Source organism: Robertkochia solimangrovi (assembly GCF_007279655.1).
Taxonomy (GTDB): Bacteria; Bacteroidota; Bacteroidia; order Flavobacteriales; family Flavobacteriaceae; genus Robertkochia; species Robertkochia solimangrovi.
The window spans coordinates 249,182-274,019 of record NZ_QKWN01000006.1; the positions used below are offsets into that span (position 1 = coordinate 249,182).

The window sequence follows — 24,838 nt, forward strand, 5'->3', positions numbered from 1 at the left end:
TTAATTGAATATAGCGCTATTCCGCTCTGAACCATTCCTGTGTACGAAACAGGAAGGCTATATACCCTCTGACATTGAGCTTATTTGGATCATCTTCATCGAGCCAGATCTTACAACGATATACCTTGCCCTTATTCGGATCGAGAATAGTTCCTCCTTCATACTCATCCCCATCCTGTTCAAGATCTTCAACGATCACCATCCCAAGAATAGGTTTATCCTTTTTGGCGCCTTCACATTTATCACATACATTATCCTTCTTGGCTTTGTTCAGGATCTCAACTACCTTCCCATAAACCTTTCCATTCTCCTTATAAAGTTCAACGATGGATTTTGCTTCTCCGGTTTCATCATCAATGGTTTTCCATTTACCAAAAATGTCCTGAGAATAGACATTTATTGCAGACATGATAAACAGTCCTGCAAACAGAATGATACTTCTTTTCATACTTTAAGTTTAATAGTTGTTGCGTCTTAAACTCCTCAACGAGGCATTTAGCTCAAAGCCCAGTAAAAGGATGCTTGAATTTAACCAAATATAGAGCATTAATATAAGTAACGCTCCTATGGATCCGTAAATTTCATTATACTGGGAGAAATTCTCTATGTAGATTCCAAAGAGATAGGTATTTAAAATAATAAGGATCGTAGTCAGTAATGCCCCGGGAGAAAAGAACCTGGATTCCTTCCCTTCTTTCGTACCGAAATAATAAAGCACTGCTGTGGTCACATAAGAGATCATTACAAAAAAGAAGAATTTACCGATCCTCACGCCCACCAGATTATCTCTTTCAACGCCTTCAACCACAGGTGTCCCTGCAAATTGTGTTAAAAACTGAAGATATACATATACGATAACCGCGAACAGGAATAACAAAGCCAATAAAAGTGCAACCCCGAGCGATACAAAATATTGCTTCACCACATTTCTGGTGATCCGCACATGGTACGAAGTCTCAAAACCTCCGAAAACAGCATTGATACCATTTGCCATCAGTAATATAGAAAGAAAGAATACCGACGAAAGTAAGCTGGCCCTTCGGTTCCCTATGATATCTGAGATGATACCATCGAAGAATTCAACGGTTTTAGGCGGTAATAAACTATCCACGAAATTCAGAAAATCGGTCTGAAAACCATCGATCGGCACATAAGGGATGAGATTCAGCAAAAACAGCAGAAATGGAAAAATAGCCATAAAGAAACTGAAGGATATGGCACTGGCTCTGTAGGTCAATGCCCCACGCACAATACCCACAAAATACATCTCCAGAAGATCGTAGATCGATAACCCCTCAAACCCCGGTAGTCGCAAACGCTTCAGAATGTCGACCAGAATATTGATCAACGGGATTTTAGCGAGTTTAGCTTCGATCTCTTTAGACATATTAGACTGCTTTTAAGCTCAGATCCAGATTGTATACCGAATGTGTCAATGCCCCTGAAGATATATAATTTACGCCGCATTCCGCGTATTTTCTTATAGTTTGTTCGTTAATTCCTCCGGAAGATTCCGTCTGGCATTTATCACCGATCAGCTGAACGGCTTCACGGGTTTGCTTATAATCGAAATTGTCCAGCAGAATACGGTATATACCTCCCGCTTCAAGAATGGTGCGTACTTCTTGAAGATCTCTGGCCTCAACGATGATCTTCAGATCGAGGTTCTTATCCTGCAGATACTGCTTCGTTTTAGCTATTGCTTTTTCGATGCCTCCTGCAAAATCAATATGATTATCCTTTAACATGATCATATCATATAAGGCAAACCGGTGGTTTTCTCCTCCACCGATCTTTACCGCCCATTTTTCAAGAGCTCTAATCCCCGGAGTTGTTTTCCGGGTATCGAGAATCTTTGTTCCGGTTCCTTCGAGGAGATTTACATAATAAGCCGTCTTCGTCGCTATAGCACTCATACGTTGCATGGCATTTAACACCAGTCGTTCCGCTTTTAAAATAGACTGAGACCGCCCCTCTACATAAAAAACAATATCACCATAAGCAACCGTTGTTCCGTCTTTGATAAGGGTTTTAACAACCATTTCCGGATCAACTGCCGCAAAGACCATTTTAGCAAATTCCACACCGGCGATCACCCCCTTATCTTTCACGAGGAGTTTTGCCACCCCTTTAGCTTCATGTGGAATACAAGCCAATGAACTATGGTCACCATCACCGATATCTTCACGTAATGCATTGGCTATGATCAGATCGAGTTCTTTACGAAATTGTGCTTCGCTTATCATGTTAAAAATTTTCTGCTAATTTATTAAAAATGCCGAACAGCCTGTACTTCTCAAACGGCCATTCGTTCAAAATCAGGGAAACTCCATATAGGATGAACAGGTACTTATTCTGATTTTAAGTCTTTATTTTCACGCTTTGTTAATACTTTTGCAGCATGCAGATCAAATTACTGGCAATCGGAAAGACAGACAATAAGGACCTCGAAAAACTGATCGATATCTATACCGACCGGTTAAAGCATTATATCAGGTTCAGTCTGGAAATAATACCCGACCTAAAGAACACGAAAAATCTTTCGGAACAGCAGCAAAAGGAAAAGGAAGGAGAGCTCATTCTGAGATCGATGAATCCTGGCGATAAACTAATCCTGCTGGATGAAAGAGGAAAATCGCTGGATTCGGTACAATTTTCAGAATACCTGCAAAAGCATATGAATTCCGGGGTCAGACAAGTGATCTTTGTAATCGGCGGTCCTTACGGATTTTCTGAAGCTGTATATCAAAAAGCGGAAGGAAAATTATCGCTGAGTAAAATGACCTTTAGCCACCAGATGATTCGTCTATTCATCACCGAACAGATCTACAGAGCCTTTACGATCCTGAAGAACGAACCTTACCACCATCGCTAAAACCATTAGGCAACATGAAACTTGTATTCGCTACAAACAACCCGAATAAATTAAGAGAAGTACAAAATTTACTTCCTGAATCTATCACTGTACTCACTCTGGAAGAAATCGGCTGCGATGAAGATATCCCTGAAACCGCAGACACAATTGAAGGAAACGCGGCTCAAAAAGCGGAATATGTTTACGAAAAATACGGCTATTTCTGTTTTTCTGATGACACCGGACTCGAGGTAGATGCTCTTAACGGAGCCCCTGGTGTTTATTCAGCCCGATATGCCGGACCTCAGAAGAATGCCGGCGACAATATGAAGAAGCTACTGGAAGAATTAAAGGGAATTTCCAACAGAAATGCCCGATTCAAAACGGTAATTGCTTTAAGATCGGCAGAAGGGATGCAATTATTTCCGGGTATTGTGGAAGGCGTTATAACTACGGAAGGAAAAGGAACTCATGGCTTTGGATACGACCCTGTATTCATGCCCGATGGTTATGACAGGACCTTCGCCGAACTATCGCCGGAAGTCAAAAATGAGATCAGCCACAGAGGCCGTGCAGTGAGGTCTTTGACCGATTACCTGAACGGTAAGTGATCCGGTAATGAAGCCTGATAAACCTCAAGGATACAATTTATTAAATATCAATATTTTAGATATTCGAAAAAATATAATATTTCTCGTGATATACTATCGTTTATCCATTTATTAAGAGTACCTTTGCGCCCTGTTTTTAAATACATTTATGAATAAATTCAAACAATTAGGGCTGAACGACTTCCTTGTACGCGCGGTAGAGGATCTCGGCTTTGAAACTCCGTCAGAAGTGCAACAAAAAGCGATCCCGGAATTATTAGCCCAAGACACCGACATGGTGGCACTTGCGCAGACCGGTACAGGAAAGACGGCCGCATTTGGATTTCCAATGATCCAGAAAGTTGATGTTAACAACAGAGACACACAGGGTCTTATCCTTTCTCCTACAAGAGAACTTTGTTTGCAGATCACCAATGAACTGCAGTTATACTCAAAATATGTCAAAGGTCTGAATGTAGTAGCCGTTTACGGAGGTGCGAGCATCACTGAACAGGCACGTCAGATCAAAAGAGGGGCACAGATTATTGTAGCAACTCCCGGAAGAATGAAAGATATTATCAATCGAAATATGGTTGATATTTCTACCGTTGAATATTGTGTACTGGATGAGGCAGATGAAATGCTGAATATGGGATTCTATGAAGACATCACCAGCATCCTTTCGCACACACCACACGAAAAACACACCTGGTTATTTTCTGCGACCATGCCCAAAGAAGTGGCTTCCATCGCTAAGGAGTTTATGAAAACTCCGTTGGAGATCACCGTAGGTGTGAAGAATTCCGGATCCGATAAGGTACAACACGAATATTATGTGGTTGGAGGAAGAGATCGTTATGCAGCATTGAAACGTCTGGCTGATACCAATCCTGATATTTTCTCAGTGGTATTTTGCCGTACGAAACGCGATACTCAAAAGATCGCAGAAAAGCTTATCGAAGATGGCTACAATGCAGGTGCACTACATGGTGACCTAAGCCAGAATCAACGCGATATGGTGATGAAAGCATTCCGTACGCAACAGATCCAAATGCTCGTTGCTACAGACGTAGCTGCCCGCGGAATCGACGTTGATGATATCACGCACGTAATCCATTACCAGTTACCTGATGAAATCGAAACCTATACGCACCGTAGCGGACGTACAGGTCGTGCAGGTAAATCAGGAACTTCTATGGTGATCATCACTAAAAGTGAAACCCGTAAGATCCATGCGATCGAACGTATCATCAACCAGAAATTCGATGCTCGTAAAATACCGAACGCCGAGGAAATTTGTGAAATACAATTATATCACCTGGCTAGTAAGATCAAGAACACGAAAGTAAATGACGAAGTTGAGGCTTTCCTTCCTGCTGTCAATGATGTACTCGAAGGGATCGATCGTGAAGAACTGATCAAAAAACTCGTATCTGTTGAATTCAGCAGATTTGCAAACTACTATAAAAACGCCAGTGACGACCTAAACGCAGGTGGAGATAGTTCTTCCAGATCTGACAACGGAAGTGGAAGTGCAGTTCGTTACTTTATCAACGTTGGAGCAAGAGATGGATATGACTGGAAAGTACTTAAGGATTTCTTAAAAGAGCAACTAGGACTCGACAGAGATGATATCTTCAAAGTTGAAGTAAAAGACAGCTTCTCATTCTTCAATTCCGAAGCGGTTCACACCGACCTTATCTTGAGCACTTTCTCTGAATTTAAATTAGACGGAAGATTCATCAATGTGGAGGTATCCAAGAATACACGCGGTAAATCAGACAGAGGAGATTTCGGCAACAGAAAGCGAAAGCGTTCCGGAAATGACAACTGGTCTAAGAAATCGTTTGGCTCAAAAGGAAACCAAAATAAGAAGGGTAAAAAGTCTAAGGGCAAAAAGAGATTTTAGTTAATTATAAATTAAAAACTAAGGGTAAAAGTCAATATTTTCCATAGTTTAGTATTTTTAGCATCAGATACCATACGGACAAGCGATAGGTTTAATCATATAAATAATCACTTGTCCGTAGGGATCTGCTAAAAAAAGGAGACCAATTCAACCCGAAAACAACCTGCTAAACGAAATTATATGAGCCCAATGACTATACTACTACCCTTGGAATGTTGGATATCTGATCAAAAAAAAGGTTGAGCGGATGAACAAGTTGATCCTATTTATCATACTGGTTTTTTCCGGATTTGCATGTTTTGCTCAGGAAGATGAGATGCGGGGAACCGTTGTGAACTCTGAGACCTCATTTCCGCTGGAAAATGTACACGTGGTCAATCTGAATCAGGTGATCGGAACCATTACCGACGGTAAGGGTGAGTTCGCTATTTCAGCACGAGCAAACGACACCTTATACTTTTCCTTCATTGGATATAAAGCTATCAAGATTCGGGTAACCAATGATATGCTCAAATTTCAGAATACCAAGATCGACCTGACCGAGTTGGCTTACGCTTTGGAAGAAGTGGTAGTCATGCCATTCCAGCTTACCGGTTATCTCGAGATCGATTCCAAAAATATTCCGATAAATACTTCGCGTCGCTATCGTATACCTGGCCTTGATCTGGGTTATGAAGCCGGTGACAGCAATCCTAATGCCTTTGCAAAAACGCTGGGCTCTATTTTCAATCCTGCGGATTTCCTGCATAACCTGTTTGGCAAAAAGCCTCAGCAAATGCGGAAATTGCGTAAAATGAAAGAAGACGACCGGATCCGTGATCTTCTCAGTTCAAAATATGATCGTGAAACCCTGATGGCATTGCTGCAGGTGGATCGCGACGAGATCAATGAAATTCTAAGAAACTGTAATTATTCAGATAGTTTTATACAAACCGCCAATGACCTCCAGATTCTGGACGCAATTAGCGGATGCTATGAAGAATATAAGGTATTGAACAGAAACAATTAGAATCGGTCATACCTCCCGATAAAACGGGCTGGCTTATTGACCGATTGATTTCAATAAGCAGCTACTATGCATAAAGGACTACTCGCTATTCTACTTCTAACAGTTTTAACCGGTTGCGATTCTCCCAACCGTAACAACAAGCAGTCTATGAAAAAGAATCCTTCAACCCCGTTCCTCTGGGAGGCAGCGAATATGTATTTCCTGCTGACAGACAGATTCAACAATGGAGACACCTCCAACGATGTGAATTTTGAACGAAACAGGGAAACAAAACCCCTGCGCACCTTTATGGGTGGAGATATCAAAGGCATCATTCAAAAGATCGAAGAAGGATATTTTGATGATCTTGGCGTCAATGCAATCTGGTTCACTCCGGTCGTGGAACAAATACATGACGGTGTCGATGAAGGTGCTGGTTTTACCTATGGTTATCATGGTTACTGGGCAAAAGACTGGACCGTGCTGGATCCGAATTTCGGAACGTCGGACGATCTTCACAAACTTGTCGAAACCGCTCATGCCCATGGTATCAGGATCGTATTTGATGTAGTGATGAACCATACCGGCCCTGTTACTGAAAAAGATCCTGTATGGGGTGAAGATTGGGTTAGAACCGGTCCGATGTGCACCTATGACAATTTCGAAAATACAACGAGCTGTACCCTGGTGGCAAACCTTCCGGATATCCTTACCGAAAGCAACGAAAATGTTGAACTCCCCTCCTTTCTCACTGAGAAATGGAAGTCGGAAAACCGGTATGAAAAGGAAATGCAGGAACTCGAGGCTTTCTTTGAAAGAACAGGCTACCCAAGAGCTCCACGATTTTATATCATCAAATGGCTTTCGGATTATGTCTCCGAATTTGGGATCGATGCATTTCGTGTAGATACAGTGAAACATACAGAGTCTGAGATCTGGCAGGAATTATATGATGAAGCTTCCCTTGCCTTCGAGAACTGGAAAAAAACTCATCCTGAAAGGGTGCTGGCAGACATTCCTTTCTTTATGGTCGGTGAGGTATACAACTACGGGATCAACGGTGGTCGTATGTTCGATTATGGCGATAAGAAAGTCGATTTTTATGAACACGGATTCAAGAGCCTGATAAATTTTGACATGAAATACGATTCTCAAAAAGATTATGAATCGCTTTTCTCAAAATACGACAGTCTTTTACATAACGAACTTAAAGGCAAAAGTGTACTCAATTATCTGAGTTCTCATGACGACGGTTCTCCGTTCGATCAGCATCGTGAACGTGCCTATGAAGCAGCAAACAAATTATTGCTTACTCCGGGGGCCTCTCAAATCTATTACGGAGACGAAACAAACCGTCCTCTGATAATTCCGGGAGCGGAAGGAGATGCTAACCTAAGATCATATATGAATTGGGAGGATCTTCAGAATAACGATTCCGTCAAGGCAATTCACGAACATTGGAAAAAACTGGGAACTTTTCGAAAACAACACCCTGCGATAGGTGCCGGCTTCCATAAGAAAATAAGCGATAATCCATATGTTTTCAGTCGAATCCTGGAAACTGATAAGTTGACTGACAAGGTAGTGGTGGGACTCGACCTGATGCAGGGTGCTAAATCAATCCCTGTCGGCGATATCTTTCCTGATGGCAGCAAGGTGACGGATCATTATTCAGGCATGGCCATTACGATTAAAGATGGTAAAGCAAAATTGGAAAGTCCGTTTCGTATCGTTCTACTGGAAAAAACCGAAGAATAATCAGTGAAGGGAATGCAGCGCAATTCGGTTGCCTTCAGTATCAATAAAAACGCCCATATAACCATGTTCAGGTGAGATCATGGTTTTTGGCTGATACAACTTCCCTCCTGCAGGAACTACTCTGTCGAGTTCTTCCTGCAGGTCGGTACAATTAAAATAGATCAGAACACCTACCTGACCAGGGATATATGATTTTTGCTTGATGAGCGTTCCCTGTGCTCCAGGTACGTTGCCTTTATCAGGAAACCACCCCATTATTAGTCCGTTAAGATCATGTACCGTAATAGTCACCCGGAAAACCGATTCATAAAACTGTTTTGCCCGATCCATATCGTTAACCGGTATTTCGAACCATCCTACCATATTGAGATTCTCAGCCATTGTTTTCAAGTACTTTTTTAAGTTTTGCCAAACCCTGTTCAAAATCCTTTCCAACCATTTTATCCATGCTCATAAAAAACATCATGATCCGCATGGGCAACTTATGATTTCCCGAAAAACCCCAACTGACCCGGGTATTTTCCGGTGTTACACTTACCACTTTCAAATACGATTCGGAAATCGAGGCAAAGGGGCGTAAAAACCGGAGTTGCGACTCGATGATATCATTTTCAACGATACGTGTGATCTCCTGTTCGCCCTCTCCCACTTCCTTATTGCCCTTCCAGTAACTTATAGCTCCAACAGTACCGTCAGTACCGCGAATTTCTTTGAACATTTCGGGGTCCCGTTGTTCCCAAGGAGACCATTCCGATTGATTTCGGAGATACTTCAGGTAATTAAAAACTTCCGGTAAAGGTCTTTTGATTTGAATGTTTCGGCTAACGTGATAATTCTTTGGAGCAATGGCGGTAATTAACAGCAGAATCACAAAGATCCCGGCTATTATATATACTATTATCATCATGTGTAGTGAACTTTAGTATTCCATTAAAGTTAAGCAATAAAATACTAAGTTTAATCTTCAATCTCTGTTTTCAAACCTTTTCATTACGCTTTCTATGCTCCTTACCGACTTTTTTGTCCATTCAAGACGAATGCGTTCCTTCTCCTTTTCAGACAATTTCCAGGCTACCGATGAACGTCGTAAACGCTGTGTAACATCCTGTAGTATTATGGCAGCAGAAACAGAGATATTCAGACTTTCAGTGAAACCCACCATTGGAATCCTTATTCTTACATCTGCCATTTCAAGAACCTCATCGCTCAATCCCTCCTTTTCTGTACCAAAAAAGAATGCGGTAGGAGTTTCTATATCAAGGTCTGCCAACTCAATGGAGTCACCGTGTGGAGACGTGGCCGCTATGCGATACCCTTGCTCCTTGAGCATGGATATACAGGTAGAAGTAGTATCATATCTGTGAACATCCACCCACTTTTGAGCTCCCATTGCAATATTCTTATCCAGCCGCTTACCGAAGCGCTCTTCGATAACATGAGCATGCTGTACACCGAACACATCACAGCTCCTGATTACCGCACTGGTATTATGAAATTGAAAAACATCTTCAATGGCAATGGTAAAGTGATTGGTCCGCAAGCTCATAATAGCTTCGATCCTTTCCATTCTTTCTTCTGTAATAAACCCTTGCAGGTATGATAAAAGTGATGCTGACATGAATGTAATGCAATTGTTTAACCCGGCCTGGCAGGTCACCTTCCCGGTGTTTGAGATGTCAATATAATTTTTTCACTGTAAAAGTAATCCTTATTTTAGAGTTTTCTAAAACCTATCATGGAACATATAGTAGTACTAACAGGAGCAGGAGTCAGTGCAGAAAGCGGCATCCAAACCTTCCGGGATGCAGATGGACTTTGGGAAGGACATGATGTCATGGATGTAGCATCTCCCATCGGTTGGAACAAAAACATGGAACTGGTACTGGACTTCTATAACCAGCGTAGACGACAGCTTTTGACAGTCACTCCTAATGCGGCTCACTATGCGCTGGCAGAACTACAAAAAGAATACAGGGTCACTATTGTCACCCAAAATATTGACGACCTCCACGAAAGGGCCGGAAGTTCACGGGTGATCCACCTTCACGGGGAATTGCTGAAAGCAAGAAGTACCTTCGATGAAAACCTGATCTACGATTGGAAAAAAGACATTAACCCGGGAGATTTCTGTGAACACCATCATCAACTCAGACCCCATGTCGTATGGTTCGGAGAAGCGGTTCCAATGATCGAGTACGCCGCCGAAGCGGTTTCTAAAGCAGATATCCTCATGGTGATCGGCACCTCCATGCAGGTTTATCCAGCCGCAGGATTAGTGCATTATGCTCCTAAAAGAACTCCGATCTATTTTATAGATCCCAGACCTAGAATCACAGAGGATGAATTACCAAATCTTAGTATCATTGCAGAAAATGCAACAGAAGGTGTTCCTATTGCGGTTGCCCGGATATTGAAAAAGTAGCCATTTCCCTGTCGGCCCAAGCGATGAGCTGATTGATCTGATCATCGGTGAGTTTCGCTTCCGGATGCATCCAGGTATAGGAATCTAAAGGCATATGACGATCCCTTACGAGCTCTATAACTTCTTCCAGCTTATGAGATTTTCGTTTATCGGAATAGGAGTCCCATTTTGAAAAATCCAGTTTTCTTTTACCGTCTTCAATATGATCGTTCAACCAGTAAGAAACCGGAGCCACATTTGCATACCACGGATAGTTCGTATTATTCGAATGGCAATCATAACATGCATTGGTCAGTATGGCCTCCACCTCTTCCGATGGATGAAGTGTCATAATAATATCGGTAGGTGGTGTAGTATCTGAGTGATTCTTTTCAGGCTGAAAGAATTGCATCAGTATAAGTACGAGTAACAGGAAAACAAGAATTTTTTTAACAATACGCATAGCTTCATTAATTTAGCGATATCAAGTTAATTAAAAATTCTTTTGGAAGCTGATCTCTGGTCGAAAATCCACAATATTACCACTTCCAGGACCGATCGGGACCGGGCAGCAGCCATCGTCTTGAACTCCCCGGAATCTTTCAATGAACTTACGTCTCTCGCTTTCTCCCGTCATAAAGAAAAAGAACGCACTGCTTTTCGTGTAATGGAATTGGTTTGTGTGCAATCTCCAGAACTTCTTGATGGACACTTAGACGTCTTTATATCGGGTATTTCTGCTCTAACAGCTTCGGAATCGCGGAGACCTGCCGCAAAGATCTGCGCTATAATCGCAGGACATCCGGATTTAAAAAATTCACTTAAAAAAGAAGAGCAGGAGAAACTGGCTGAAGTAAATTTCGATTGGCTCATCGGAAAAGAAAAAGTAGCCGTGAAGGTATTTGCCATGGAATGCCTGTTTCAGCTTCGCGATGAACTCCCCTGGATCAGAGAGGCATTAAAACCGGTTCTAGAACAGGGAATTCCCGCACATACTGCTGCCTATCTGGCTCGTGCACGACATATTCTTGATAAATTGTGATTTTTGAACAGATAATTCCGGTAAATCGATTAAAAAAGCATCGGAAATTAGGTTTAATTTTTATAGTAATTTAAATTTGTGCCTTTCAAAATTTTACCACATGAAATTATCGTCACTGAATGCCATCTCTCCCGTAGATGGAAGGTACAGAAACAAGGTGGAAGACCTGTCTGCTTATTTTTCAGAATTCGCACTTATCAAGTACAGAGTACTGGTTGAGATCGAATACTTCATCGCCTTATGTGAATTACCGTTACCACAACTGGATGGGATAGACACATCTTTATACCCGGAGCTTAGATCTATCTATGAAAATTTCTCGGAAGAAGATGCTACGGCTATCAAAGAGATCGAAAAGGTGACCAACCACGATGTGAAAGCCGTTGAATATTTCATCAAAGAAAAATTCGATATTCTGAATTTAGCTGCCTATAAGGAGTTCATTCACTTCGGACTTACCTCACAGGACATCAATAATACTGCAGTGCCATTGTCCATCAAAGATGCTTTGGAGAAATCCTATATTCCGGTACTTGAAGAAGTGATCGAAAAATTATCATCATTGGCTGAAGATTGGAAAGATATTCCAATGCTGGCAAGAACGCACGGACAACCTGCATCTCCAACCCGTCTCGGAAAAGAGATCTCAGTGTTTGTAACCCGCTTAACACAGCAATGTGAAGTATTGAAATCCGTTCCCGATGCAGCCAAATTCGGAGGAGCGACCGGAAATTACAATGCACATAAAATCGCATATCCAAAAACCGACTGGAAAGCTTTTGGAACACATTTCGTGGAAGACATTCTGAAACTGCATCATTCATTTCCTACGACACAGATCGAACACTATGATCATATGGCCGCATTGTTCGATGCAATGAAGCGTATCAATACCATAATTATAGACCTTGATCGAGACATCTGGACCTATATTTCCATGGACTACTTCAAACAGAAGATCAAAAAAGGAGAAGTAGGATCTTCGGCGATGCCTCATAAAGTGAATCCTATTGATTTTGAAAACAGTGAAGGTAATCTCGGGATCGCCAATGCTGTATTTGAACATCTGTCAGCGAAGTTGCCTTTATCCCGTTTACAAAGAGACCTTACGGACAGTACGGTTTTAAGGAACATCGGAGTACCTTTCGGGCATACCCTCATCGGGTTCCATGCAACGCTCAAGGGATTAAGTAAATTATTGCTGAACGCAGATAAGCTGGCTGCAGATCTTGAAAATAACTGGGCTGTAGTAGCGGAAGCGATTCAAACCATCCTTCGAAGAGAAGGGTATCCTAACCCCTATGAAGCTCTTAAAGGATTAACGAGAACCAATCAGAAAATCGACGAGCAGGTCATTGCAGATTTCATTGACACGCTTGAGGTTTCCGAAGCCATAAAAAACGAATTAAAAGTGATCAGTCCTTCAAACTATACAGGAATCTGATCCTACAAAAAGAAAAAGGCCCGATTAACAACGGGCCTTTTTTAATTATTTAAGTTGGTCAGATCCTTATTCCCCAAAGAAATTAGCGAGTTGCGATAAACCTTCTCCATCCATATTTCCTTTTTGAACTACTTCCATAAGCTTGGTCATATTTTCAGGTTTCATATCATTTCCCAATACTCTAATCAGGGCGAAACCAAGACTATCCTGGCTTCCGAAGACAATCACTTCATCGATCGCATCATCGTCACCAAGATACTTAACAACCCCTTTTTTGTCTCCCATATTGATACGCATCAATTCCTGATAACGATCATTGCTTAAAATTTCATTGATCTTTTGTTTCTCACTCTCAAAATCCACAGTACTGTTGGGACGTATTCTATAGGCGAGAACATTTAGCTTCTTGATGGAATTATAAGCCTCCTTTTGTTGTGGGGTCAGGTCGATCTCCGAAACCTTCAAAATACTGGAAGGGATATCGATCACGAGAAAATCTGCTTTCTCGGAATTGTTTACATAATATTGCTGAAGTGTCTCTCCCTGATTACAGGAAACCAGCATGAACAATCCCATTAATACTATCGGTATGATTCTAATTGATTTCATTTTTGACTGATTTTTATAAAGTACCATTCCCGCCAGTTGGCGGGATGGTATTGTTATTTATTTTCTGCTGATTTGGAGGCCTTACCCAATTGATCTCCTCCAGGAAGGTTCATAGATTCGGTAAGTTTCGAAATCTGTCGGAGATCGATATCACCTGTCAAAGATAACAGAACTGTTTCGAGTTTTTTCCCGTTGATATCTATATCCTGCTGATCGATACCTGTGACGAACATCAGGAGTTCCTTCACATGATTCTCATCCTTGCCTTGTTTCACATAAAACTTAACATTGGTTTCTCCATCCTTAACACGCATCAACTCTTCCAGTGAAGACGATTTAAGATGCGAAGTAACCCATTGATTGATATCCGATGATATATTTCCCTTATCGGTGGTCAATACCTTAAAACTCGTTATGCTGTTCACCAGTTTAAAAAATTCCTGGGCCTCCGGATCGTCGGTACTAACGCTCATCTTTGCTAAAAGCTGAAACATTTTTGGCTGCATGGTCACATAAGATACATCATCACTCGACTCATATTTCTCGAAGATTGACTGACCAAAACCGATTACCGGCATTACTGCAAGCGCTATAATTAAAACAATTTTTTTCATGATTTCCTGTAGATTAGTTTAACTTTTTATTTTAAAAATTTGTTTGTATTCTTTTCAAATTCTTTCAAATAACTCATTCCCTGAGTTCCTTTATTGAAATTTTCTGAAAAGATGGCTAAAGCCATTTGTGCCGATTCCAGCTCCTCCTGCGTATAATTCGCCTGCAGGGAATCTGTTTGCGACGGTTGGTTAATAAAAATTCCTACGAGAAGTGCGGCTACTGCAGCTACCGAGATCCATTTCAAAAGATATACTTTTCTTCCAGGTTTTAATGGAATGGCTCTGGTTGACCTTTCTTCTCCGGATATTTTGAAAAATTGAAACATGCTTGCGTATTGCTCAAGGTGTGGTGCAACTTCATCGCTGTTGAAATAATCCTGAAGGACTTTCTCTTCCGCAATACTCGTATCTGCTTCAAAATACTTTTCTAAAAGTGCTTCTATGTGATTAACTGATGCCATAGTTGTGTTTTTTTATTAATTGCTCCCTTACGGTTTTTCTTGCTCTTGACAGCGCCACTCTAATCGCTGTCGGATTCATGTCCAGCATCTTGGCGATCTCGTCGTATTCATACTGTTCGACATCTCTTAACTGTAAAACCATTCGCTGTTGTTCCGGTAACGTGTTCATGATCTTGTTCATCCAGTCGAGACTATCATCAACTTCTACCTTTTTCTGCAGCGACACGTTTTCATCTTTGTAATTACTGTGTACCAGCTTCAGATTCGACGCCTGTTTCGATTTTAATCGGTCCAGGCAATAATTCTTGGTCATGGTCATCGCAAATGCTTCCACATTACGATACTTTTCCATGCTGTTACTATTGGTCCATAATTTCAGGAGAACTTCCTGGGTGGCGTCTTCTGCTTCTTCAGTCGATACCAGTAATCGTTTCGCCATTCGAAATAATTTATCTCTGAAGGGCATTACAATATTTATAAATTCCGACTGTTGCATTATTTTTGGTTCGTTATTTGGTCCTTAAATCGGCTCTATAAAAGGAAGACGAGACAAGTCAAAAAATGTTACAAGAAATTTTTATTCTCAATAAATGTAAGTATTATTGCGTTTACTTCTTTATGGAAGCATTAATCGAAAATATTATGAAAAACTCCTCAAACTTATTGTTAACCATACTCTTGTCACTATTCATTGTGTCGTGTAGTAAGGATGACGACCCGGGAACCGGAAACGGCGAAGGACAGGGAAATGGAAATGAAGTTGAACTGAACAGCGAGATCAATGATTTCGTATGGAAAGCGATGAACTTCTGGTATTACTGGCAATCGGATGTTACCGCTCTTGCCGATTCCAAAGATGATGATCAGGATGATTATTATACCTACCTCAATGGATATTCTGACTCAGAAGACCTTTTTGATGATTTGGTGTATCAGCCCGGAGTGGTCGATGATTTCTCCTGGTATATACCGGACGTTGAAGAACAGCTTAACGAATTCCGCGGAATTTCTTACACCTATGGAATCAACCTGGGCTATTATCTGGTACGTGTATCCAGTGACAGTGATGATGCGGTTGTTTATGTGACCTATGTTGTTCCCGGTTCTCCGGCAGAAGCAGCTGGAATTACCAGAGGAGACCTGATCTATAGTGTTGATGGTACCGTGCTTACCGTAAACAACGTAAATTCAGCGATCGGTCCGTTATATTATAACCCTACTGTGTCCCTGGGAATCGCAAAGATCGAAGATGGTAACTATACGCCACAGGGCGATGACATCGAGATCAGTGCCGCAGAGATCACTGAGAATCCTGTGTTTTATCATAGTGTCATAGAAAAAGAAGGCAAAAAGATCGGCTATCTGATGTATAATGGCTTCAGAAGTACTTTCCACAAGGAACTAAATGATGTATTCGGAGAATTTAAATCTGCCGGAGTTGAGGAACTTGTGCTTGACCTTAGATATAACGGTGGTGGATCTGTTCTAACCTCTGCCTACCTCGCCAGTATGATCAGTGGCAAAATGAGCACAGAATCTGTTTTCGCCAGCCTGAAGTACAACAGTAAAAGAAATGAAGCAAACGGATATACGTTCCCTTTCTATAATAATGCAGCGGTATTTGATAAAACTACCGGACTTTATACCGGTGAGAGTGTTACCATAAATCGTTTGTCAAACCTGACAAGACTTTATGTGATCACTACCCGCAGAACTGCTTCTGCAAGTGAAATGATTATTAACGGACTGCGCCCGAGCATGGAAGTGATCACTATTGGAGAAACCACTGTGGGTAAAAATGAAGGCTCTAATACACTTGTCGATTCTCCTCCGACATCTGCCAGCGATGAAGAGGCTTATCTTGATGTTGACAATCGTAATCCAGCTCATGAAGTAGGATTACAACCGATCACCTTCAGAATCTACAACTCCCTTGGTCAAAGCGAATACACCGATGGATTTGAGCCTAAAGAAACCGTTGTGGAAGCCGATTATGTGAGTGGTCCGTTATTGCCGATTGGTGATCCGGAAGAAGGGCTCCTAAAGGCAGTTCTCGATGATATGTTCGGTATTAGTGCTAAATCAGCCTTACAACGACCTGGAACAACCACCAGTAAACTGAGCACCATCAAAGGCAAAAAATTCGATTCTGAAATGTTCGTTCTCCCCGGAGAAATGGAATATCTTGAAAAATAAGTGATACAGACTCATAAAAAAAACGCTCCCAGAGCGTTTTTTTTATACCTTAACCTAAGATGAAAGAACTTAGATCAATCCTCCCCTTTTGCCTACTATTTCTCACCCTTGCAGGGTGTGATGACCTCGACGACAAAATATATACTCCGGATAATACTCTGGAAGTTCAGGACTTCATCTGGAAAGGACTAAACCATTATTATTACTGGCAGGAAAGTGTTGGAGATCTTAGTGATAACAGATTCCCCTCTAATGAAGCTTATACTGATTTTCTGGAGAACTATACCGATCCGGAAGCGCTCTTTGACCATTTATTATCCGATGAAGATCGTTTTAGCTACATCACCAGTGATTATCGAGAACTTCAGAATTCTCAGGCCGGAACCGATCTTTCCAGCGGTATGGAATTCGGACTGGTTCGTGTCTCGGGCACTGATGATGTTCTGGGATATGTACGATACATCATTCCCGGTTCCAATGCCGCCTCCAAACCTGTTAAACGAGGTGACCTTTTTAACAGCATTAATGGAATTCATTTAACCATTGATAATTATTATGATCTGTTATATAATGATGCTATATCCTTTACTATTGGAAAGGCGACCTTAGATAATTCAGGTACAGTAATCGACACCGGGGAAACGGTGGAACTGTTAAAATTACAGCTTACTGAAAATCCTGTTTTAATCGCTAAGGTTTTACAGGCAGGAGACCTTTCGGTGGGTTATCTGATGTATAATCGATTCACCAGAACTTTCGAAAATGAACTGAATCAGGCATTTGGGGATCTGGCACGTGAAAATATTCAGGAGTTGATCATCGATCTAAGATATAACCCTGGCGGATCGATCAGTACCGCAACGCTGCTTGCGAGTCTGATTACCGGACAATTCAATGGCAAGTTATTTACCAGATTGGTATATAACAGCAAAGTGCAGCAAGAGATCAGTTCCGGCAACAGTGAATATCATTTATCTGACCGGATCGACGGAATTTCACTGAATCAACTCAGTCTGAACCGGGTCTATATCATAACCAGTTCCCGAACCGCATCAGCCAGTGAACTGATAATTAATGGTCTTAACCCGTATATCGATATTATAAAAGTAGGTGATGTAACAACTGGTAAGAACGAAGCCTCGATAACCCTTTACGATTCTCCGAGTTTTGGTTTTGATGATCCAGGTTTAAATCCGAATCATACCTGGGCAATGCAACCCTTGGTTTCACGGAATCAGAATGCCGATGGTTTCTCTGACTATACGGATGGATTTCAACCCGACTACCTCCTGAAAGAAAACCTCCGGGATCTGGGGATACTTGGAGAAACGGATGAACCCTTACTGGCCAGAACACTGGAATTGATCACTTCTGTTTCTTCCAAAATCACCACTAAATATCCACCGTATCCCGCCGATCCTATCGATGGCTCTGAGAATAAGGGTCCGGCATCCGGAAATATGCTTGACGACCAATAAAAAAGGCCGGTTGCGCATTTGCAGACCGGCCCTTTTACCATTGCTTCCAGAATTAATCGTTGAAATAAACTCCACCAGGAATGATTCCAGCGGTAAAAGTTTGTACTTGATTAAAGTTCGTAATATCAAAGATGATCACAGATCCGCGACTTGCATAATCTCCCGCATCGGTTCCAAACAAATATCCGTCATGTGCGGTCAACGAATAGAATGACCCCTCGAATGCAGCCGTATCAGGTAAAGCTTGCGTTGAGACCGTAGTTTGATAAACGCCCCCATTAAGCGTATAGAACATATTACTTCCCGCTGCTGTCAGATTAGAAGGGTGATCTGTTACTCCGAAAGCCAAATTAAGAGTCACCTCATTCGTGGTCATATCTATTTTCACCAGTTCTCCGGCAGTTTCTTCATCAGCATAAGAAGGTTTTCCTCCACATAGTACCCATAACGTATTTCCGGAAATGACCATGCTATTAGGACTGTAGGCTACGGTAATGGTTTTTACCACCGTTTCATCTGTAGGATCGATCACCGAAATCAGGTTATTCTGACCGTATCCACCCTGATGAGCCACATAGATATAAGTCCCGTTATAAAGAATTTTTTCAGGTCCGAAATCAACAGGAATTTCTCCGGTAACAGTCTTTGAGTCCAGATCGATAACCGACACAAAATCATCATCATTATCATAAGGGTCTCCCCAGTTGGTTACAAATCCTTTGTCATTAGTTCCTGCGAAGGCTCTTGGCTGTAATTGACCTTCCTCAATCGTTGCTGTATTTTCCAAGGTATAACGATCTGCAACGACAATTCGGTTTGAATTGTTCACAACCACATATGCATCATCACCGGCAAAACCAAGTGATTGTACTATATTTCCAAGTTCTTCATCGTTTACTCCCTGATACACCTCATTCTCGATCTGTGAAAGATCCTGAGGAATGAAGCTGAGTGTTCCAGTACCGTTATTGAACGGACCTTCATTGGTTATCAGTATACCATTCGCATAATCACCTGTGATGATTTCTGTAGTATCATCATCATTACTACAGGAAACTAAAAACAGGACACCCAGTAAAGCAAAACCGAATCTTTTAAATTGTTTCATTATTAATTTATATTATAGGTTAATTGAAATTGAAAGTTTCTTCCCGGCATCGGTCTGTAGGCCACATTTTCATAATACTTATCAAAAATGTTAGCGATTCGGAGTCCAAGGGTTAATCCATGATCTCTTTGAAAGAACCGGTAATTGATTCCCAGATTAGCAACCATATAGGCATCTACAGTATCCGAATTATCTGTGGTAGTATAGACTTCGCCGTTCATCAGAAACTGATAATAGGCATTCCATCTTCTGAAACTATAATCCGCTAATCCGGTGATCTTATGATAAGGCACATAGATCAGTTGTTTATCGGTATTATTATCAATGGCTTTGGTATAGGCATAAGATGCATTAAAATGCAACTGATGCTCTCCAATCGAAATTTTATATTTACCCCTTAATTCAAGACCATAATTGGTTGCAGAGGCTACATTAACGGGCACCCATTGACCACTCGTATCCGGTTGCCATTTGATCATATCCTTTGCTTTGATATAAAATAGATTTACGGTAAAACGGAATGGATGAAAATTCAAAATGTTACCGAGTTCATACTGCATGGAATGTTCAGGTTCCAGATCTTCATTTCCTCCGGTATCCCAGAAAAGATCATTAAAGGTGGGTACTCTGTAATTCCGTGAGATGTTTGCCTTGATGGAATATTCCGGCAACACCCGATAGATCGTATAGGCTGAAAAAACCATTGGATTATCGAATTCATTTAAAAATTCCTGCCTTAGGTTTATCCCATACTTCCAGTGTTCACTCAGTGTGTGATCCGCCATTAATCCTACGGCAAGTGTATTACGGTTGTTATCCCCAATATTACTGCCATCTGCTGAAACGGAAGTATAGTTGAGAAGGAGACTCGTCTTGATCCTGCTGGAAATATGATAGTCTAAATTATAATCTGCAATGGCCGAATGTTGTCTTCCGAACGTATACCGATCTGATTCATGGTCTGCATAATACTCATATCTTTCAAACAGATATGCAATTCTAAGCTCCGACTCATAAGATCTTCCTGTATTAGTCCATTTAAGCATAGACCTAATATTTTTATCTGCGTATTTATCACTTGCAGGTGCGGTAAGAGTTCCTGAGAAATTGCGATCACTATCACCGAACATGCCAAAAAAACCTAAGGTATTTTTATCATCGAGTTTGTACCCGGTATTCAGACTTAGATTTAAGTGCTCAAACGCTCCGTTCCTGTTACGGATCCCGGTACCCGGATATTCATAATCATTATCGGATGTGATGCGGTCAATACCGGCATCCAGATAAGAATTCTTACCAGAAAGTTGTGACCTTAAATTATAGCTTAATGTATTGAACGACCCGTAACGCACCTGATAGCGATGACTGTCATCTTCATCAAATGCTATTCTGTTTTCGAGATGAACACTTCCACCTACCGCACCACTCCCATATTGCACACTCCCTCCACCACTGCGTATGGTCACTGCATCATAAGCGTTTGTCATAACGGTATTAAAGTCAACCTGGCCATTGATCGGAGAATTGATATTGATCCCGTTCCATATCACTGCAGTCTGAGCTGCATTCGTACCCCGAAAAGAAGGCGAAGAAACCATTCCATATCCATTTTCTTTGAAATATATAAGCGAATTAAAAGTGAGCAGGTCGGTTAAAGTGGCTGTATTTCTTTGTAGAACAGAATCCTTTAAGGTCTCTGTTTTTAAATTCTGAGAGAACTTATACAATCTGGAATCGGATACTACAACCTCTCCCAGATCATAGATCGTATCCTGCTGTGCCTGAACACTGGCAACTACCGCAAGCATTAAAAATAGAATATATCCGAATCGCTTCATAGGGTAACCTTTATCCCGAAGGTATTTTCTTGTTGTATTATCTTTCCGGCAGGTCTCCTGGCTTGCATCTTTATCACTTCCTTCCCGTCTTTCAACAGTGGAAACCGAAGTGTGATAAGTACCGTAAATACGGCTGAGCTTACAGTTGCGGGAACAGCTCCGGAATCTCCTTCCAAGGATCACCGGATTCCCTTTTAATCCGATTCTGATGGTTCAGAACCGAAACCGAAATCTGCCGCAAAAATAGTTATTTTGTTTAACTTTTCTCGCCAAAGGGTAAATAATATTAACTTTGTCGATATCTATTTCGATCGGTGATCCGGCCTTCGGTTATCCCTTCCATCAATCTAAAACCATCTATGAAAAGAGGTATTTCACTAATTATCATACTATTACTATATTCCTGTAAACAGAATCCGGATACGGATACTACTCCTACAAATACTTCTGAAATCGGTCTGGAAAATACGATTACATATGCCAACGGATTTCGAATCCGACATGTTGAAGGATACACCGAGGTAGATGTTCTCAAACCATGGACCAACAGTGAACAGGAATTTCACTATGTTTTTATTCCGGATAGTATCCAGTCTCAGGTTTTGATTGATTCGTCAGCTTATGATGCGATCGTTACCACCCCTGTAAAAAGTATTGTGGTAACCTCAACCACACATATCCCTGTATTGGAAGCGCTGGGCGTTGAGAATTTACTGCAAGGTTTTCCAGACACCCGATACATTTCCTCTCCAAAAACGGCTACCCTTGTCAAAGAAGGGGTTATTACAGAATTAGGGATCAATGAGGCGATCAATACAGAAGTTCTGGTAGCTTTGGATCCGGATGTAGTTGTTGGGTTTTCGATCAACAATCAGAACCGAACCTACGACAAGATCGCTCATGCGGGTATTCCCGTAGTTTATAATGGCGATTGGGTGGAAGAACATCCACTTGGTAAAGCTGAATGGATACGATTCTTTGGAGTAATTTTTGAAAAGGAAGCGCTTGCAGACAGCCTTTTCAATTCGATCACCGAGAACTATAACGCAGCGGTAAAATTAGCCACCCTTGCTCATGAGACCCCCACGGTAATGAGCGGTGCCATGTTTAAGGATATTTGGTATTTACCGGCCGGAAAGAGTTGGGCCGCCCAATTTTTCAAAGATGCCAATGCCGATTATCTATGGGCAGAGACCGCTGGAAGCGGAAGTCTTTCGCTGAATTTCGAAAGTGTTCTTGCCACCGGTAGAAATGCCGATTATTGGATAGGTACTGCAGGCTTTACGTCGTATGCCGATCTCGATGGGATGAACAATCATTACAAAGAATTCGATGCGTATAAAAATCGCCGAACTTTTACCTTTAGCAAAGTTAAAGGTGAAGGCGGTGGCGTACTGTATTACGAACTGGCACCGAATCGACCGGATCTGGTTTTAAAGGATCTGATTCGTGTACTGCATCCTGATCTTCTCGAAGCCTATGAGCCCGTATTCATTAAACCACTCGACTAAACTTGACGCCTAATTCGACATATAAGTTCAGTTTTTTACTGCTTTTTGCGGTTATGATAGTACTATTTCTGTTAAACATAAGTCTGGGATCCGTTTCCATACCCTTTACAGCTGTAGTTAACATTTTAACAGGCGGAGATGGTGGGAACGAAAACTGGGCCTATATTCTGATGCATTATCGTTTACCCAAAGCCTTTACTGCAATCCTGGCAGGAAGTTCACTGGCTTTGAGCGGACTCCTGATGCAGACTTTATTTCGCAATCCTCTTGCCGGTCCTTTTGTACTGGGAATCAGTTCAGGAGCTAGTCTGGGCGTTGCACTGCTTATCATGGGGACATCCCTCCTGCCGGGAATAGGTACTGGTATAATGACCGGAAGTGTAGCCATGGCCATTGCTGCCAGTTTAGGTAGTTTTGTGGTACTGCTTTGTATTTTCATAATGGCTTCCCGGGTAAGAGACACCATGGCTTTGCTGATCATCGGACTTATGTTCGGGAGTCTTACCGCTGCCATTGTTAGCGTGCTATCCTATTTCTCAAACATGGAACAGCTTCAAAGATATATATTCTGGTCATTCGGAAATCTTGGAGATCTCAGTTGGTCACAAGTCGTGATATTCATCGTGATCGTTTTTTCCGGAATAACGATAAGCATCCTTTGTATAAAACCGTTGAACGGATTGCTTTTAGGGGAGAACTATGCCCGTAGCATGGGAATGAACGTAAAAAAAGTTCGTTATCTTATTATCATTGCGACCAGTTTACTTGCCGGAAGTGTTACGGCATTTGCAGGGCCCGTAGCATTTATCGGCCTGGCTGTACCGCACCTGAGCCGTCAGATCTTCAGAACTCCTGATCATCGAATTCTGATGCCTGCAGTGCTGATCTCCGGTGCGATATTGATGCTGGTATGCGACACGGTAGCACAATTGCCATTTTCGGCCTATTCCCTACCGATCAATGCGGTGACTTCCCTTATTGGAGCTCCTGTAGTAATCTGGTTATTGGTAAGAAAACGTAAACTATTGTTTTAACCGATTTATCATGGCAGAAAAAAAATTATCAGAGAAGATTCTCGAGGTGGAAAACCTGAATACCGGTTATCGTACCGGGAAACGCACTGTCAGCCTCCATAAGGATCTTCGATTTGAACTTTCCCGTGGAGAATTGATCGCCATGGTTGGCCCCAATGGTATCGGAAAATCTACTTTGTTACGCACACTTTCCGGAATACTCCCACCTTTAGGAGGTTCTATTTATCTGGAAGATAAAAGGATCTCAGAATATACACCATTAGCACTCGCAGAAAAGATGAGTCTGGTACTTACCGAACAAATTCCGGCAAAAGCTCTGAAAGTAAAAGAAGTGATCGCGCTGGGACGTCAACCCTACACCAATTGGATAGGACATTTGAGTAAAACAGATCTTTCCATAATCGGCAGAACGATCGAACAACTGGGACTTGAAGAAATCAGAGAATTACCTTGTTACGAATTAAGTGACGGGCAATTTCAGCGAGTAATGATCGGTCGGGCTTTAGCTCAGGATACCGGACTTATTATACTCGATGAACCTACTACACATTTGGATATCTACCATAAGGCCTATATTTTGAAATTACTGAAAAGAATCGCTCACGAAAATAACAAATGTGTTCTTTTTTCTTCCCACGAGATTCATCTGGTAAATCAATTATGTGATAAGGTGCTGGTCTTACAAAAAGATGATTATGATTTTGATCAACCCTGCAACCTTATAGAAAAAGGGAGTTATCAAAAACTCTTTCCGGGTGATCTCATCGATTTTGACAGTAATACCGGTAGTTTTCGGATCAGGAATTGAAGAAAATTATTAATTATGGATTAATTGAAAATTGAGAATGGAGAATTGATCCACTGAAACCGTTCAATCTTTTAAAATCACTGCCAGCTGTGAAGGCACTTCCAACACGGGCCAGGGTTATAAACACTGAAAAGCGATGACACGTGTCGTGCCGTCACGTCAGCAAATGAAATGATTTTAACCAGACAAACCAGA

At 41.5% G+C, this 24,838-nt stretch carries 26 protein-coding genes and 1 riboswitch; of the genes, 13 read left to right on the plus strand and 13 right to left on the minus strand.

Annotated features, from left to right (window positions below; translation table 11 throughout):
• Nucleotides 1-16 precede the first annotated feature (16 nt).
• The 3 genes from DMZ48_RS09410 to nadC are packed head-to-tail and all read right to left on the minus strand — an operon-like array spanning nt 17 to nt 2,246.
• Nucleotides 17-448 (minus strand): DUF2147 domain-containing protein, encoded by a 432-nt coding sequence (locus DMZ48_RS09410; protein WP_143954882.1) that lies wholly within the window; start codon nt 446-448, stop codon nt 17-19.
• Between the two features lie 9 nt (nt 449-457).
• Nucleotides 458-1,387, minus strand: coding sequence for a YihY/virulence factor BrkB family protein (locus tag DMZ48_RS09415; RefSeq protein WP_143954883.1), 930 nt, complete (start codon nt 1,385-1,387; stop codon nt 458-460).
• Between the two features lies 1 nt (nt 1,388).
• Entirely contained in the window at nt 1,389-2,246 is an 858-nt protein-coding gene (gene nadC / locus DMZ48_RS09420; RefSeq protein ID WP_143954884.1) for a carboxylating nicotinate-nucleotide diphosphorylase, read from the minus strand.
• A gap of 155 nt (nt 2,247-2,401) precedes the next feature.
• Between nadC and rlmH the strand changes: the two genes are divergently transcribed.
• From rlmH to DMZ48_RS09445, 5 genes are all read left to right on the plus strand, one after another.
• Complete coding sequence (gene rlmH / locus DMZ48_RS09425) at nt 2,402-2,875, plus strand: 23S rRNA (pseudouridine(1915)-N(3))-methyltransferase RlmH (RefSeq protein WP_143954885.1); 474 nt, start codon at nt 2,402-2,404, stop codon at nt 2,873-2,875.
• A 14-nt stretch (nt 2,876-2,889) separates the two neighbouring features.
• Entirely contained in the window at nt 2,890-3,465 is a 576-nt protein-coding gene (locus DMZ48_RS09430) for a non-canonical purine NTP diphosphatase (protein ID WP_143954886.1), read from the plus strand.
• A 148-nt stretch (nt 3,466-3,613) separates the two neighbouring features.
• Nucleotides 3,614-5,353, plus strand: coding sequence for a DEAD/DEAH box helicase (locus tag DMZ48_RS09435; RefSeq protein ID WP_143954887.1), 1,740 nt, complete (start codon nt 3,614-3,616; stop codon nt 5,351-5,353).
• 247 nt (nt 5,354-5,600) lie between these two features.
• Nucleotides 5,601-6,362: a carboxypeptidase-like regulatory domain-containing protein gene (locus DMZ48_RS09440; protein WP_143954888.1), complete on the plus strand. Its 762-nt coding sequence runs from the start codon at nt 5,601-5,603 to the stop codon at nt 6,360-6,362.
• A 66-nt stretch (nt 6,363-6,428) separates the two neighbouring features.
• Nucleotides 6,429-8,099, plus strand: a complete 1,671-nt coding sequence (locus tag DMZ48_RS09445) for an alpha-amylase family glycosyl hydrolase (RefSeq protein WP_143954889.1) — start codon at nt 6,429-6,431, stop codon at nt 8,097-8,099.
• On the opposite strand, the gene DMZ48_RS09450 is transcribed toward DMZ48_RS09445, so the two are convergent.
• From DMZ48_RS09450 to DMZ48_RS09460, 3 genes are read right to left on the minus strand one after another with little or no spacing between them, the layout of a single operon-like run.
• Nucleotides 8,100-8,480, minus strand: coding sequence for a VOC family protein (locus DMZ48_RS09450; RefSeq protein ID WP_242009168.1), 381 nt, complete (start codon nt 8,478-8,480; stop codon nt 8,100-8,102).
• Nucleotides 8,473-9,006 carry an SRPBCC family protein gene (locus DMZ48_RS09455; protein ID WP_242009169.1) on the minus strand — a complete coding sequence of 178 codons (534 nt, stop codon included), beginning with the start codon at nt 9,004-9,006 and terminating at the stop codon, nt 8,473-8,475. Before DMZ48_RS09455 ends, DMZ48_RS09450 begins: the two co-directional genes overlap by 8 nt.
• 57 nt (nt 9,007-9,063) lie before the next feature.
• Entirely contained in the window at nt 9,064-9,717 is a 654-nt protein-coding gene (locus DMZ48_RS09460; RefSeq protein WP_143954890.1) for a TrmH family RNA methyltransferase, read from the minus strand.
• Nucleotides 9,718-9,834: 117 nt separating this feature from the next.
• Between DMZ48_RS09460 and DMZ48_RS09465 the strand changes: the two genes are divergently transcribed.
• Entirely contained in the window at nt 9,835-10,521 is a 687-nt protein-coding gene (locus DMZ48_RS09465) for an SIR2 family NAD-dependent protein deacylase (protein WP_143954891.1), read from the plus strand.
• Here DMZ48_RS09465 and DMZ48_RS09470 read toward each other — a convergent pair.
• Entirely contained in the window at nt 10,490-10,963 is a 474-nt protein-coding gene (locus tag DMZ48_RS09470; protein ID WP_143954892.1) for a heme-binding domain-containing protein, read from the minus strand. The genes DMZ48_RS09465 and DMZ48_RS09470 overlap by 32 nt on opposite strands.
• Before the next feature lie 42 nt (nt 10,964-11,005).
• Here DMZ48_RS09470 and DMZ48_RS09475 point away from each other — a divergent pair, with 42 nt between their 5' ends.
• Nucleotides 11,006-11,542 (plus strand): hypothetical protein, encoded by a 537-nt coding sequence (locus tag DMZ48_RS09475; RefSeq protein WP_143954893.1) that lies wholly within the window; start codon nt 11,006-11,008, stop codon nt 11,540-11,542.
• 100 nt (nt 11,543-11,642) lie between these two features.
• Entirely contained in the window at nt 11,643-12,986 is a 1,344-nt protein-coding gene (purB, locus tag DMZ48_RS09480) for an adenylosuccinate lyase (protein ID WP_143954894.1), read from the plus strand.
• 66 nt (nt 12,987-13,052) lie between these two features.
• On the opposite strand, the gene DMZ48_RS09485 is transcribed toward purB, so the two are convergent.
• The 4 genes from DMZ48_RS09485 to DMZ48_RS09500 are packed head-to-tail and all read right to left on the minus strand — an operon-like array spanning nt 13,053 to nt 15,166.
• Nucleotides 13,053-13,595 (minus strand): DUF4252 domain-containing protein, encoded by a 543-nt coding sequence (locus DMZ48_RS09485; RefSeq protein ID WP_143954895.1) that lies wholly within the window; start codon nt 13,593-13,595, stop codon nt 13,053-13,055.
• Between the two features lie 53 nt (nt 13,596-13,648).
• Nucleotides 13,649-14,209 (minus strand): DUF4252 domain-containing protein, encoded by a 561-nt coding sequence (locus DMZ48_RS09490; protein WP_143954896.1) that lies wholly within the window; start codon nt 14,207-14,209, stop codon nt 13,649-13,651.
• Nucleotides 14,210-14,235: 26 nt separating this feature from the next.
• A complete protein-coding gene (locus tag DMZ48_RS09495) occupies nt 14,236-14,670 on the minus strand; it encodes a hypothetical protein (RefSeq protein ID WP_143954897.1) in 435 nt (144 codons plus the stop codon).
• A complete protein-coding gene (locus DMZ48_RS09500; protein ID WP_143954898.1) occupies nt 14,657-15,166 on the minus strand; it encodes an RNA polymerase sigma factor in 510 nt (169 codons plus the stop codon). Before DMZ48_RS09500 ends, DMZ48_RS09495 begins: the two co-directional genes overlap by 14 nt.
• 146 nt (nt 15,167-15,312) lie before the next feature.
• Here DMZ48_RS09500 and DMZ48_RS09505 point away from each other — a divergent pair, with 146 nt between their 5' ends.
• Nucleotides 15,313-16,866, plus strand: a complete 1,554-nt coding sequence (locus DMZ48_RS09505; protein WP_143954899.1) for a S41 family peptidase — start codon at nt 15,313-15,315, stop codon at nt 16,864-16,866.
• Between the two features lie 59 nt (nt 16,867-16,925).
• Entirely contained in the window at nt 16,926-18,344 is a 1,419-nt protein-coding gene (locus tag DMZ48_RS09510; RefSeq protein WP_143954900.1) for a S41 family peptidase, read from the plus strand.
• Between the two features lie 52 nt (nt 18,345-18,396).
• On the opposite strand, the gene DMZ48_RS09515 is transcribed toward DMZ48_RS09510, so the two are convergent.
• Together DMZ48_RS09515 and DMZ48_RS09520 are read right to left on the minus strand one after the other, a co-directional pair.
• Nucleotides 18,397-19,452, minus strand: a complete 1,056-nt coding sequence (locus DMZ48_RS09515) for a YncE family protein (RefSeq protein WP_143954901.1) — start codon at nt 19,450-19,452, stop codon at nt 18,397-18,399.
• Between the two features lie 2 nt (nt 19,453-19,454).
• Nucleotides 19,455-21,290, minus strand: coding sequence for a TonB-dependent receptor plug domain-containing protein (locus DMZ48_RS09520; protein ID WP_143954902.1), 1,836 nt, complete (start codon nt 21,288-21,290; stop codon nt 19,455-19,457).
• 30 nt (nt 21,291-21,320) lie between these two features.
• Nucleotides 21,321-21,529: riboswitch (cobalamin riboswitch) on the minus strand.
• Nucleotides 21,530-21,649: 120 nt separating this feature from the next.
• Between DMZ48_RS09520 and DMZ48_RS09525 the strand changes: the two genes are divergently transcribed.
• From DMZ48_RS09525 to DMZ48_RS09535, 3 genes are read left to right on the plus strand one after another with little or no spacing between them, the layout of a single operon-like run.
• Entirely contained in the window at nt 21,650-22,801 is a 1,152-nt protein-coding gene (locus tag DMZ48_RS09525) for an ABC transporter substrate-binding protein (protein WP_143954903.1), read from the plus strand.
• Between the two features lie 53 nt (nt 22,802-22,854).
• Entirely contained in the window at nt 22,855-23,835 is a 981-nt protein-coding gene (locus tag DMZ48_RS09530) for a FecCD family ABC transporter permease (RefSeq protein WP_143954904.1), read from the plus strand.
• 10 nt (nt 23,836-23,845) lie between these two features.
• Nucleotides 23,846-24,643: an ABC transporter ATP-binding protein gene (locus DMZ48_RS09535; RefSeq protein WP_143954905.1), complete on the plus strand. Its 798-nt coding sequence runs from the start codon at nt 23,846-23,848 to the stop codon at nt 24,641-24,643.
• Nucleotides 24,644-24,838: the final 195 nt, after the last annotated feature.

What these genes read in the sequence shown, in the direction of transcription:
- rlmH (WP_143954885.1), top strand. Translation starts at nt 2,402, where the DNA reads ATGCAGATCAAATTACTGGCAATCGGAAAGACAGACAATAAGGACCTC.
- DMZ48_RS09415 (WP_143954883.1), bottom strand. Translation starts at nt 1,387, where the DNA reads ATGTCTAAAGAGATCGAAGCTAAACTCGCTAAAATCCCGTTGATCAAT.
- DMZ48_RS09450 (WP_242009168.1), bottom strand. Translation starts at nt 8,480, where the DNA reads ATGGCTGAGAATCTCAATATGGTAGGATGGTTCGAAATACCGGTTAAC.
- DMZ48_RS09490 (WP_143954896.1), bottom strand. Translation starts at nt 14,209, where the DNA reads ATGAAAAAAATTGTTTTAATTATAGCGCTTGCAGTAATGCCGGTAATC.
- nadC (WP_143954884.1), bottom strand. Translation starts at nt 2,246, where the DNA reads ATGATAAGCGAAGCACAATTTCGTAAAGAACTCGATCTGATCATAGCC.
- purB (WP_143954894.1), top strand. Translation starts at nt 11,643, where the DNA reads ATGAAATTATCGTCACTGAATGCCATCTCTCCCGTAGATGGAAGGTAC.
- DMZ48_RS09530 (WP_143954904.1), top strand. Translation starts at nt 22,855, where the DNA reads ATGATAGTACTATTTCTGTTAAACATAAGTCTGGGATCCGTTTCCATA.
- DMZ48_RS09465 (WP_143954891.1), top strand. Translation starts at nt 9,835, where the DNA reads ATGGAACATATAGTAGTACTAACAGGAGCAGGAGTCAGTGCAGAAAGC.
- DMZ48_RS09495 (WP_143954897.1), bottom strand. Translation starts at nt 14,670, where the DNA reads ATGGCATCAGTTAATCACATAGAAGCACTTTTAGAAAAGTATTTTGAA.
- DMZ48_RS09460 (WP_143954890.1), bottom strand. Translation starts at nt 9,717, where the DNA reads ATGTCAGCATCACTTTTATCATACCTGCAAGGGTTTATTACAGAAGAA.
- DMZ48_RS09485 (WP_143954895.1), bottom strand. Translation starts at nt 13,595, where the DNA reads ATGAAATCAATTAGAATCATACCGATAGTATTAATGGGATTGTTCATG.
- DMZ48_RS09410 (WP_143954882.1), bottom strand. Translation starts at nt 448, where the DNA reads ATGAAAAGAAGTATCATTCTGTTTGCAGGACTGTTTATCATGTCTGCA.
- DMZ48_RS09470 (WP_143954892.1), bottom strand. Translation starts at nt 10,963, where the DNA reads ATGCGTATTGTTAAAAAAATTCTTGTTTTCCTGTTACTCGTACTTATA.
- DMZ48_RS09515 (WP_143954901.1), bottom strand. Translation starts at nt 19,452, where the DNA reads ATGAAACAATTTAAAAGATTCGGTTTTGCTTTACTGGGTGTCCTGTTT.
- DMZ48_RS09445 (WP_143954889.1), top strand. Translation starts at nt 6,429, where the DNA reads ATGCATAAAGGACTACTCGCTATTCTACTTCTAACAGTTTTAACCGGT.
- DMZ48_RS09505 (WP_143954899.1), top strand. Translation starts at nt 15,313, where the DNA reads ATGAAAAACTCCTCAAACTTATTGTTAACCATACTCTTGTCACTATTC.
- DMZ48_RS09535 (WP_143954905.1), top strand. Translation starts at nt 23,846, where the DNA reads ATGGCAGAAAAAAAATTATCAGAGAAGATTCTCGAGGTGGAAAACCTG.
- DMZ48_RS09525 (WP_143954903.1), top strand. Translation starts at nt 21,650, where the DNA reads ATGAAAAGAGGTATTTCACTAATTATCATACTATTACTATATTCCTGT.
- DMZ48_RS09510 (WP_143954900.1), top strand. Translation starts at nt 16,926, where the DNA reads ATGAAAGAACTTAGATCAATCCTCCCCTTTTGCCTACTATTTCTCACC.
- DMZ48_RS09430 (WP_143954886.1), top strand. Translation starts at nt 2,890, where the DNA reads ATGAAACTTGTATTCGCTACAAACAACCCGAATAAATTAAGAGAAGTA.
- DMZ48_RS09520 (WP_143954902.1), bottom strand. Translation starts at nt 21,290, where the DNA reads ATGAAGCGATTCGGATATATTCTATTTTTAATGCTTGCGGTAGTTGCC.
- DMZ48_RS09440 (WP_143954888.1), top strand. Translation starts at nt 5,601, where the DNA reads ATGAACAAGTTGATCCTATTTATCATACTGGTTTTTTCCGGATTTGCA.
- DMZ48_RS09500 (WP_143954898.1), bottom strand. Translation starts at nt 15,166, where the DNA reads ATGCAACAGTCGGAATTTATAAATATTGTAATGCCCTTCAGAGATAAA.
- DMZ48_RS09455 (WP_242009169.1), bottom strand. Translation starts at nt 9,006, where the DNA reads ATGATGATAATAGTATATATAATAGCCGGGATCTTTGTGATTCTGCTG.
- DMZ48_RS09435 (WP_143954887.1), top strand. Translation starts at nt 3,614, where the DNA reads ATGAATAAATTCAAACAATTAGGGCTGAACGACTTCCTTGTACGCGCG.